This window comes from Hahella sp. KA22 (assembly GCF_004135205.1).
GTDB lineage: Bacteria > Pseudomonadota > Gammaproteobacteria > Pseudomonadales > Oleiphilaceae > Hahella.
This window is the reverse complement of sequence record NZ_CP035490.1, coordinates 803,593-815,154: the sequence shown is the minus strand read 5'-3', so window position 1 is coordinate 815,154 and position 11,562 is coordinate 803,593. Positions and strand designations below refer to the sequence as shown.

The 11,562-nt window shown below is 59.5% G+C and carries 6 protein-coding genes; 4 read left to right on the top strand and 2 right to left on the bottom strand.

Annotated elements, in window-relative coordinates:
- Positions 1–52: 52 nt before the first annotated feature.
- Genes recC through recD form a run of 3 tightly spaced genes read left to right on the top strand, consistent with a single transcriptional unit; the run spans position 53 to position 8,750 of the window.
- Positions 53–3,274, top strand: a complete 3,222-nt coding sequence (recC, locus tag EUZ85_RS03600; RefSeq protein ID WP_127967960.1) for an exodeoxyribonuclease V subunit gamma — start codon at positions 53–55, stop codon at positions 3,272–3,274.
- Entirely contained in the window at positions 3,271–6,816 is a 3,546-nt protein-coding gene (recB, locus tag EUZ85_RS03595) for an exodeoxyribonuclease V subunit beta (protein ID WP_127967959.1), read from the top strand. The genes recC and recB overlap by 4 nt, the downstream gene beginning before the upstream one ends.
- Positions 6,813–8,750 carry an exodeoxyribonuclease V subunit alpha gene (gene recD / locus EUZ85_RS03590; RefSeq protein WP_127967958.1) on the top strand — a complete coding sequence of 646 codons (1,938 nt, stop codon included), beginning with the start codon at positions 6,813–6,815 and terminating at the stop codon, positions 8,748–8,750. Before recB ends, recD begins: the two co-directional genes overlap by 4 nt.
- A 15-nt stretch (positions 8,751–8,765) precedes the next feature.
- On the opposite strand, the gene EUZ85_RS03585 is transcribed toward recD, so the two are convergent.
- Positions 8,766–9,299 (bottom strand): outer membrane beta-barrel protein, encoded by a 534-nt coding sequence (locus EUZ85_RS03585; protein WP_127967957.1) that lies wholly within the window; start codon positions 9,297–9,299, stop codon positions 8,766–8,768.
- A gap of 256 nt (positions 9,300–9,555) precedes the next feature.
- On the opposite strand from EUZ85_RS03585, the gene EUZ85_RS03580 reads away from it, so the two are divergent.
- The gene (locus tag EUZ85_RS03580; RefSeq protein WP_011394211.1) at positions 9,556–10,002 is read left to right on the top strand and encodes a CBS domain-containing protein; all 447 of its coding nucleotides are present in this window, start codon (positions 9,556–9,558) and stop codon (positions 10,000–10,002) included.
- Positions 10,003–10,053: 51 nt separating this feature from the next.
- On the opposite strand, the gene EUZ85_RS03575 is transcribed toward EUZ85_RS03580, so the two are convergent.
- Positions 10,054–11,511: an aminoacyl-histidine dipeptidase gene (locus tag EUZ85_RS03575; RefSeq protein ID WP_127967956.1), complete on the bottom strand. Its 1,458-nt coding sequence runs from the start codon at positions 11,509–11,511 to the stop codon at positions 10,054–10,056.
- Positions 11,512–11,562: the final 51 nt, after the last annotated feature.

Sequence of the window (11,562 nt, the reverse complement as noted above, 5' to 3'; positions counted from 1 at the left end):
AAATGATAAATAGCTCACACACAATTTCACTGTCACCGTTTACGCCTCCTTCATGCTGAAAATCTACTACAGCAACCGTCAGGAACAGCTGCTCGCACTGCTCGCCGACGCCTTGGCGCGTCCCAAGGCGAACCCGTTGCAAAGCGACATATTGATCGTGCAAAGCCAGGGCATGAGCCGCTGGCTGAGCCAGCAACTGGCGGAACTCAACGGCGTCGCCGCCAACCTGGAGTTCCAACTGCCGGCGCAGTTGATCTGGCGGCTGGCGCGACTGTGCCGGGACGACTTGCCGGAGCTGCATCCCTTCGACAAATCCATTCTGACCTGGCGCTTGATGCAGCTCGCGCCCACGCTTCCGGACAGCGGCGAATTCGACGCCCTGCATCGTTATCTTCACACCGGCCCGGACCGCAAATCGCCGGATCTGCTGCGTAATTATCAGCTGAGCCAACGCATCGCCGATGTCTTTGACCACTATCTGATGTATCGCCCGGACTGGTTATCCGAATGGGAGCAAGGCCTGCCCACTGAAGCCAGCGCCAGCGAACACGCCTGGCAGATTGAGCTTTGGCGCGGCCTGACCCGTGACAGCGACGCGCCCCACCGCGCCCGCGTGCTGCAGGAGTTGGCGGAGCAGCTGCCGCAGCATGTGGATAAGCTGCCGCCGCGCCTGTTTGTCTTTGGCGTTCCCTACATGGCCCCGGCGTATCTGGACGTGCTGCAGAACACCGCACGCCATATAGAAGTGCATATGTATCAATGGAACCCTACGGAGCATTACTGGGGCGACATCGCCTCCCGTAAGGACATCAGCCGCATTCGCACCCGCGATGGCGCGGAAGTCTCAGTGCTGTATGACGAAGGTCACCGACTTCTGGCGTCCTGGGGTAAGCCGCTGCGGGATTACCTGGATGTGCTGCAGGACGTATCCGTCACGGAAGCCGACTGCTACGTTCCGCCCGCGCCGCCGCAAACAATGCTGCAACGCCTGCAGGCGGACGTTTTCAACCTGCGTCAGGAACCATGGCCTGAGAGCCCCGCTGACGACCGCTCTCTGCAAGTGCATTTATGCCACAGCGCATTGCGCGAAGTGGAAGTGCTGTACGATCAACTGATGGATCTGCTGCAAACCGATCACAGCCTGTCTCCCCGGGATATCGTGGTGATGACGCCGGATATCGGCCAGTACGCGCCTCTGGTTGAAGCCGTATTTGGCGCGCAGGAAGGTCCGCGCCGCATTCCCTGGTCTCTCGCCGACCTGAGCCGCTACAGCGACTTCAATCTGGTGCAGTCGGTGCTGCAGTTGTTCGACTTATTGCCGGGCCGCTTTACCGCCTCAGAAGTGCTCGGTCTGCTGGAAATCCCCGCCGTGGGACGCCGCTTCGGGCTGGATGAAGAATTGTTATCGCGTCTGCGCCAATGGCTGCAGGAGGCGTCGATTCGCTGGGGGCTGGACGGCGAATCGCAACAGGCGTACGGGGTCGACTACGCCGATCAGTTCAGTTGGAAGGCGGGCATCAAACGCCTGCTGCTGGGATTCGCCCTGCCGGATGCGATGCAGATGTATCAGGGCGTGGCTCCTTACCCACATATTCAGGGCGGCGATGCGGACAGCCTGGGCGCGCTATCGCAATTAATCGACACCCTGGCGCGCTGGCGCGCTCAGATCTCACGCGGCCAGACGCCCCAGCAGTGGGCGGACCTTATACACAGCTGGATGAACGACCTGTTCGACCCGGATCGGGATGAAGAACAGGCGCTGCAGGTCGCCCGCGAGGCGGTGCAGGAATGGCTGCAGGAAACCCAGACCGCGGGCTTTGACCAGCCCTTACCGCTGGCGGTGGTGAAACAGGATCTGCGCCGACGTCTGGACAGCCCGTTACGACGTCAGAGTTTCCTCACCGGGGCAGTGACCTTCTGCGCCATGGTGCCTATGCGCAGTATTCCCTTTCGCGTGGTCGCCGTCCTGGGGTTGAACCACGATCAGTTTCCGCGCCGCCAGACGCAGCCGGGCTTCGATCTGATCACAGTCTTTCCTCGTAAAGGCGACCGCGCCCGTCGCGAAGAAGACCGTTTCCTGTTTCTGGAAGCGCTGCTGGCGGCCCGCGATGTGTTTTATCTGAGCTATGTCGGGCGCAGCATCCGCGACAACAGCGAGTGCGCGCCCTCAGTCATTCTCAGCGAGCTGCTGGATACGATTCAGGAACAAGGCGGCGAGACTGCGATACAACGTATTCTCACAGAGCACCCGCTACAGCCTTTCAGTCCGCATTACTTTACTGCCGATGGCGACCACTTCAGCTATCAGTCGGAATGGCTGCCCGCCCTGCACGGTCGCCACAGCAAGCAGGAGTATCAGGCGTTCTGCCCGGAAGCGCTGCCGTCACGGGAAGGGGAGCCATTTTCCGCAGATCATCCAGTGGAGCTGGACAGCCTGCGACGTTTTCTACGCAATCCCACCCGCTACTTCGTGCAGCAGCGTCTCAATATATTGCTGGACGCCAGTGATCTGACTCAGGACCGGGAGCCTTTCGACCTGGGCGGCCTGCACGGCTTCCAGGTGAAAGAGCTTTGGCTGCAGGAACTGATGAACGCGGCGACGGACGAGGAGGCGGAAAGCTATCTGGAGGCCAAGGGGCTGCTGCCCGGCGGCGCTGTCGGCGCGATCAGCCGCAAGCAAACCCGACAGCAACTGGAGGCGCTGCGCGAGCAGGCCCGTGAACTGTATGGCAAGGACCGTATTGAAATTACCCCGGAAAAATCAGGACTGCCGTTGCGCGGCGCCGTTGCGGGTATCGGCCCGCGCGGCCTGCTGCATCTGACCACCGCGGGCTGCAACGCATCCCGCATGCTGCTGTTATGGCTGGAGCATCTGGCGCTATGCAGCGTCACTGCCGACGCCCTCGCCCGACCCAGTTTTCTGGTGTGCCGCCAGGGCGTTGGACATTATCGTCAGGTCACGCAAGATCAAGCCAGAAAATTACTGGCGGAACTGATGGATCTGCTGTCGCAGAGTGAGAATGAACCGGTGCGCTTCTTCCCGAAGACCTCCTTAAAGTATGTAGAAACCAAAAATAATCCGCGTAGCCGCAGCGAGCCCATCAACGCCGCGCAGAGCTGCTGGCTGGGCAACGAATGGCAGCCAGGCGAACTTGCGGACGCGCATCATTTTCTGGTGTGGCGCTTTGAAGCGGAAACCTTGAACGAGCGTTTCACAGCGCTGGCGGAAAACATCTGGGAACCCGCGCTGGAGCATTGGGAGGCGCCGGCATGAGGCCGCTGGACCCGATCGCCATTCCCCTGCAGGGCGTGCAGCTCATCGAAGCCAGCGCCGGCACAGGGAAAACCTATACCATCACCACCTTGTATCTGCGCCTGCTGCTGGAGCGCCAGCTCGACGTCAGGCAGATTCTGGTGGTTACCTTTACTCGCGCCGCAACGGAAGAGTTACGCACGCGGATTCGTCAACGTATTCGCGAGGTCATGCAAACGCTGCAGGCGCCGCCGGAAATGGAAACGCCGGAATGGCTGGCTTCCTGGCGCGATCCGGAACGCAACGAAGACGCTCTCGCCCTGCTGCAACAGGCGCTGTTGAACATGGACGAGGCGTCCATTTTCACCATTCACGGTTTCTGCCAGCGCGCCCTGCAGGACAACGCATTCGAAAGCGGACTTCTGTTTGACCTGCGTCTGCAGGAAGACCTGGGCCCGTTACTGCAACAAGCGGCGGAGGACACCTGGCGCAAGCTGTTCTATCCCGACCGGTTGCTCGCGGAGCTGGCGCAAGCCAAATGGGGCGAGCCGGCGGACATGCTGAACGGACTGCGCAGTTATCTGGCGCAAAGCGACCTGGAATTGATCCATCCGGATGTAGACCCACAAACCCTCAGCAAGCTGGCCGTCGAACTAAAGGCCCAATGGCGTCAACAGGGCGACGAGCTTACCGCTGCAGTACGGGAAGCGGCGGAGAACAAAGTTCTGGGACGTGCGGAGAAAACTTACCGGGAAGACAAACTGAACGATGCGATTCTCAGCCTCACTATCTGGAGTCGCACGGAAGAACAAATGACGCTGCCGCCCGCCGCAGCTCTGTTCAGCCAGAGCGTCCTTGACGCATCCGTGCTGAAAAAAGCGGCGGACAAAGGTCTTGGCGCGCCGCAGCATGCCTTCTTCATCGCCCTGAACCAGTTTCTGAGCCAACAGGCGCAGTTGGACGCCTGGTTGGTGGGCGCGACGCTGACCACCTTCAGAGACGTGTTGCGACGCCTGAAAACCCAGGCGGAAATCCTGGGCTTCGACGACCTGATCGGCAGCCTCAAAGACGCCCTCGCAGCCGCCACTGGCCCTCAGTTACGCCAGGCGCTGCAACGCCGCTACCCCGTTGCTCTGATTGACGAATTTCAGGATACCGATCCCTCCCAGTATCGTATCTTCTCGTCCCTGTATGACGCCGCCGACAGTAACGCCACCCTGTTTATGATCGGCGACCCCAAGCAGGCGATTTACAGCTTCCGGGGGGCGGATATTTACGCCTACCTGCAAGCCAAGCAGCGCACGCCCCAGGATAATCGCTTCACCATGGACACTAACTGGCGCTCCCGCAAAGAGCTGGTAGCGGCGGTCAATGGCTTGTTCGAGCAGTGCGCCAATCCTTTCCTGTTTGCTGGCGACATTGAATTCATACCCGTGCAGGCCGCCGGCGCCGCTGACGCCTCCGTCCTGACTCTGGACGGCGTCCCCGTGACGCCATTGCAGGCCTGGCTGCTCGGCCGGGAAGACGGCGGCAAGTCCATCAGTAAAGACCAGGCGCGACCACAATTAGCGCAGATTACCGCCAGTGAAATCGCCAACTGGCTCAACCTGGGAGAGAGCGGACGCGCTCGTCTGGGGGAACGCCCGCTCTGCGCCGGCGATATCGCGGTACTGGTGCGGGATAACAATCAAGCCCGCATCATGTCGGAAAAACTCTCCACCGTTGGCGTCAGCAGTGTGTTTCTGACACGGGAAAGCGTCTATCAAAGCGAAGAGGCCACCGATCTGCTGCGCCTGTTGCGCGCTTTACTGGAGCCTAATGACGAGCGTCGTCTGCGCGCCGCGCTGGTGACCCTGAGCTGGGGATGGACGGCGGCGGAGCTGGAGACGCTGGCGCGAGACGAGCAGCGTTGGGAAAACATGCTGACCTCATTGCATCAATTGCGGGAGGAGTGGCAGGAAGCCGGCTTCATACCCATGTTTCAGAAATGGCTGCAAACCTTTAGCGTCGCCGCCAGATTACTGGGCCTGCCGGAAGGCGAACGCCGCCTCACCAACCTGTTGCAGCTGGCGGAGCTGCTGCAACAGGCCGGACGCGACTACCCCACGCCCGAACGCCTGCTGGCCTGGTATCATGGCCAATTGGAGCAGGCCGACGGACGCGGCGATGAGCATCAGTTACGCCTGGAAAGCGACGAGGCGCTGGTGAAAATCGTCACCATCCACAGTTCCAAAGGCCTCGAATATCCGTTGGTGTTTCTGCCTTTCCTGGGCTTCGGCCGCAGCGGCAAAGACGATTATCTGATGTGTCATGACCCTGAGCGGGAGCACCGGCTGGTGCTTGATCTCAGCGGCGGCGACCGCTTACAGGAGCAGGCGGAGCGAGAGCGTTTGGCGGAAGACCTGCGTCTGCTTTATGTGGCGCTGACCCGGGCCAAACAACTCTGCGTCTGGGCCTGGGGCGCCGTGAATGAGTTCCAGTACGCCGCCATGGCGTGGCTGCTTTATGGCGGGGCGACAGACAATCTGACCGACTGGCTGGCGTCCCTGAAAAATCTGGACGATACGCAACTTGCGGAGCCTCTGACTCGCCTGGCTGCGCAGACGGACTTCTGCTGGAGCCCGGCTCCAGTGCCCGTGCATCAGCGCCATCAACCCGGCGAAGGCGCCGGTCAGTGGCGGGCGCGCTCCGCCCAGCGCACCGTGGAACAAAACTGGCGTTTATCCAGTTACTCGCAACTGGCCTCTGGCGGCGGCGGTCGTCATCACGAAGAACCTGTGGACGAGGCTGCGCCTGTGCAGGAAGTACAACCCCGTCTGCAGCCGGACGTCAGCGATATTTTTCAGTTTCCCAAAGGCGCCTGGGCGGGCCAGTGTTTCCACCATATTCTGGAGAATATGCCGTTTCAGGCGGAAAGCCCCGAGGTTTTGCATGAACTCACCAGCCACAGCCTGCAACAACACGGCTTCGGCGAAGAGTGGGTGGCCTGCGTGGCGGAACAGTTATGGCAAGTGGTGAACACACCACTCAGCCTAACCGGCGCTGAGCCCTTTGCGCTGGCGCAACTGGACAAGGCCAATATGCAGGTGGAAATGGAGTTTTTGTTTCCCGTAACGCTGATTCAGCAAGCGCGGCTCGCCCGATTCCTGGCGGATTACTCCGGCTCGGAAGCGCCGGTTAACCTTAACGTCGCCGCCAACGAAGGCCTGATGCACGGCTTTATCGACCTCACCTTCCAGCATGAAGGACGTTTCTATATCGCCGACTACAAGGGCAGTTGGCTGGGAGAAACGCGGGGGAGTTACGCCCCCGACAACCTGCGCAACGAAATCCTCGCCCATCGCTATGACCTGCAGTACCTGATCTATACGCTGGCGTTGCATCGCTATCTGCAACGCAGCTTGCCGGACTACGATTACGACACCCATTTTGGCGGTGTGTATTATTTGTTTTTGCGGGGCATGCATAGCCAACAACAACCGGAGCTGGGGGTGTTTTTCGATCGTCCCTCACATGAAGCCATGGCCGCTTTTGCAGAGATTCTGCAGGGAGAACCTGCATGAGCATCGCCCATCTGATTGACGCCGCCCGCCAAAGTAACCTGCTGCGGCCACTGGACTATTATCTTGGCCATCAGTTTGCTGACATGGCGATGTCGGCGACAGAAGAACAACGGGAGCTGCTGGCGCTGACCGTGGCGCTGACCTCCAACGCCCTGGCTAACGGCCATACCTGTCTGGACCTGTCTCAGTATGCCGGCCGCTCGTTGTGGCCTGATTCGGTGGAAGAAGATATGCGCGCCTTTATCGCCCCTTCTCTCAAATTATGGCGCGAGGCCTTGCTCGCCAGCGGCCTGACTCAAGCTGACGCAGACGTCGGCGAGGCGGGCCCGGTCAGCCCCTGCGTGCTTGACGATCGTAACTGCTTCTATCTGGCCCGTTACTTCGAATATGAGCGCCAACTCGCCGGGCTACTGCAACAACGCATCGCCAATCATACGGCTTTCCCGCCTGAACAAGTGCGTCAGGCATTGCTGCGTTTTTTCCCTTCCGTCAAAACAGAGGATCGCCAGGCTATCGCCGCTGCTGTGGCCTGTCGTCAGGGCTTCACCGCCATTGTCGGCGGCCCAGGCACCGGAAAAACCACCACGGTAGCCAAGCTGTTGGGCATGTTGGGAGAACTAGCCGACCCGCCTCTGCGCATCGCCCTGGCGGCGCCGACCGGCAAAGCCGCCGCTCGATTAATGGAGTCCATTCGCAACGCCAAGGCGCAACTGGCGGAACAACTGCCTCATCCTGAACGCATTCCCGACACCGCTTACACCCTGCATCGTCTGCTCAAAGTCCGCGGCGACGGCAAAGGCTTCGTACATCACGCCGGCAATCCGCTGGCCGTGGACTTACTTTTGATAGACGAAGTGTCGATGGTGGATCTGGCGATGATGCTGCGCATCGTGGAGGCGCTGCCTCCCCACGCCCGTCTGATGATGCTGGGGGACAGCGAACAGCTCGCTTCGGTGGAAGCCGGCAGCGTCATTGGCGACATCTGCTCGCAACGAAACGCCGCCGGCGTCAGCCCGGACATGGCGGACTATCTGCGCCAGCTTGGCCTGACGCCGCCCTACCCAGCTGACAAGCAAGCCGCGCCAGTGGCGGACTGCGTCATCCGTCTGGAAGTGAGTCACCGTTTTCACGCCCGTAGCGGCATCGGCCGACTGGCGCAGGCGATCAACGCCGGCGACCCGGAAGCGGCTCTGCAGGTATTCAAACAACCGGAATTCGAAGACGCGGACTGGGAAAACCTGCCACCTTCGCAATTGCAGTCGATCATCCAACAGACCGCCGCCAACGCCTATGAACCCTGCTTCAAAGCCGATTCAGTGGAAACCGCGTTGGAGGCTATGAATCGCTTCCGTATTCTCTGCGCCGTGAAGGAAGGCCATGGCGGCGTGCAGGAAATCAATCAGTGGGTGGAGTCTGCGCTGCAACGCAAAGGCCTGGCGTCGCGTTACCAACTGCATTACCACGGCCGCCCCATCATGGTGACCCGCAACGATTATAGTCTGGGCTTGTTTAACGGCGATGTGGGTTTGATCTGGCGTGACCCGGCGTCGGGGCAACTGCGCGCCTGGTTCCCGGACGCTGACGGCCCTCTGCGCAGTATTCCTTTATACCGTCTGCCCGCTCATGAAACGGTCTATGCTATGACCATACACAAAAGTCAGGGATCTGAATTTGACCATTGCGTGGTGACGCTGCCTGAAACCGATCAACCGGTGCTGACGCGGGAATTGCTATACACGGGCGTCACCCGCGCCAAGAACCGGATCAGCGTGTGGGGACCCCGCCATCTGTTGATCAAAGCAATCAAGCGCCCCACTCAGAGGATGTCCGGGCTCGCCCGTAGAATCTGGGGCGAGTCCGCACTGAACGAGCCCAGCGTTGATAACCCACCTGATGAAGCGTCCGGCGATGGCGTGCAGTTGGATTTATGGTAGGCCTCGCAGAGGCGATTAGAACGCTCCCGTCACGCCAACGCTGAAGGTATTAAAGCGCACTTCATTATGCTCGAAGTGCGTTACTTCCGTTTTAAGGTAAACCCCTTTATCAATACGAAAATCCACGCCGCCGCCATACGCGAAGCCGCTGTGCGTTTCATGGTTTTTCTCGCAGCCGCCGGCCAGAGCATAACAATTCTGCACACTGACGCTGGCGCCCTGCCACCCCAGCAGCGCATAAGGCCTTATTGCATTGCTAAGCGGTAGAGTGAAGCGGTTGTACCCCGCCACGTAGGCGTCCATGAAAGCGCCTGAGTCATCCAGAGGGTCGTCATCGAATAACAGAGAGAAGAAATCAACGCCCAGGCGTCCTTCTAATCCCCAAAAGTCTGTAAGACTCCAACCTAATGTTCCGTTCAACATCAGATTGTCATGCAGATTTTCTGAAGAGGCGTGCATGTAATCCAGCCCCAGTGCGCCATAGCCTCCTGCTGATGCGTTACCAGCCATGGCCAAACTCAAGCAGACTCCTAAAACCAGTCTTTTCATTACCACTTTCACCCTCTCATTTACGGAATATTCTTAAAACAATATTCGGGCTATCTCCATAGCGCGCCGAAGCATACACTAGGGGTTGTCTGTGTAACAGCGTCAGCGCCGCAAAGCTCTATACGCCGAGGCTGGCTATACTTCCTGGAACATCGTTGAAATATCGCCAAGCCCTGGGTAGCGGCGGGTTTGACTCGCATCAAGCCATACCGACGCCGGTTCCATTACCTTAAAGCTTACGCAATTGGAGGTAAGCATGATCCTGATGAAAGATGTAATGAGCCACCCCGTGCATACGTTGAGCACTGAGAACAGTCTGGCCGATGCGCGCAAGATGATGCAGGAACAGGGCATCCGCCACATCCCGGTCGTCAACGCCAAAAACAAACTGGAAGGCCTCGTCACCCAGCGCGACGTCTTCGCCGCCATGGATTCCTCCGTGTATGACATGCCCCCGGAGTTGATGGAAGCCCATGAGTCCGAAATTCCCGTCACCCAGGTGATGCGGACCAAAGTCGCCACCGCCAGCCTGGACACGCCGATCCGTAAAGCGGCGGAATTTCTGCAAACCAAGAAATACGGCTGTCTGCCCGTGGTGGAAAATGGTCATGTCGTGGGTATTTTGACGGGAGGCGACTTTATCAAGATCGCGATTAATCTGCTGGATCTGGTGGAAGTGGAGCCGGAAGAAGAACCCAGCTGACGAGAAGCGCAGCGGGCGCCAGTCACGGCGCCCGCCAGGTTAGCGTCTGTTTCAGGCGGGCTTGGCCAGGTGCGCCAGCGCCGCTTCCAGGAATTTCCAGAAATTCGCCACGCTTGGCGCATGCACAGCCTCATCCGGCGAGTGCGCGCCGCGAATGGTCGGTCCGAATGAAATCATATCCCAGTGGGGATAGTTCGCGCCCAGAATGCCGCATTCCAGACCCGCATGAATCACCTGAATTTTGGGGACGACGCCCACCACTTTCTCGTGCAGACGGGTCAGGTTATCCAGCAGACGAGAGTTCTTGTCCGGCGCCCATCCGGGATAGCTGTTGCCCACAGAGGTTTCCGCGCCCGCTAATTCAAAGACGCCCGCCACGGATTGCGCCGCGTCATCGCGTAAAGAGTCCACCAGACTGCGCGCCAGGCAGTGCACTTCAATGTGACCGTTATCCATCACCACCCGCGCAAGGTTGTTAGACGTTTCCGTCACGCCGGGGAAGTCAGCGCTCATACGGAACACGCCATGCGGACAGGCGAAAATCACGCGCTGTAAACGGTCCACCATGTCCTCTGGCAACAGATCAGCGGAATCGGTGTCGCTGATGGTCAAATGCAAATGCGGCTCAACCGATTTCAGCTCCTGCAAGAACAGCTGCTGCAGTTCGCTAACGCGGCGGCTGATCGCCTCGCCCAGCTCCGCCGGCGCCGCCACTATGGCGAAGGCTTCGCGCGGGATGGCGTTCCGCAGAGTGCCGCCAGTCAAAGAGGCGACCCGCAAGGCGGGAAACTGTTTGCGTAATTGATCCAGAGCGCGATTCACCAGCTTCAACGCATTGCCGCGCCCCGAATGGATATCCAGTCCGGAGTGGCCGCCGCGCAGCCCTTTCAACGCGATGCGCCAATACTGACGACGATCGTCCCGAGGCTCCGCCTGATAGGTGAAACGTCCGCCGATATCCACGCCGCCAGCGCAACCGATATACAGTTCATTTTCTTCTTCCGTGTCCAGATTCAGCAGCAAAGAGCCCTGCAGTACGCCGCCCTGCAATCCTTTGGCGCCGCTCATCCCGGCCTCTTCGTCCACCGTCAGCAAGCCTTCCAGCGGTCCATGGATCATGTCTTTGGACGTCAGTACGGACAGAATGGCCGCTACGCCGATGCCGTTATCCGCACCTAATGTCGTGCCACGGGCGCGCACCCAGTCGCCGTCGATATAGGGTTGAATCGGGTCTTTACTGAAATCGTGGGTAGAGCCTTCGTTCTTCTGCGGCACCATATCCAAGTGGCTTTGCATCACCACGCCGGGAGCGTCTTCGTAGCCGGGCGTCGCGGGTTTGCGGATTATCAGATTACCGACCTGATCCTCGATGATTTCCAGCTCATATTCAGCCAGGGCTTCTCTGATGCGGGACTTGAGCAACTGCTCCTGTTTGGAAGGCCGCGGGGTGTCGCACAATAGCTGGAAAAAACGCCACAAGGGCTGCGGGTTCAGATCGCTTAAACTCATAATGTCGCCAAATTGTTGTTGATTGTTCTGGAGTTCCTCCAGGCGCGCGCC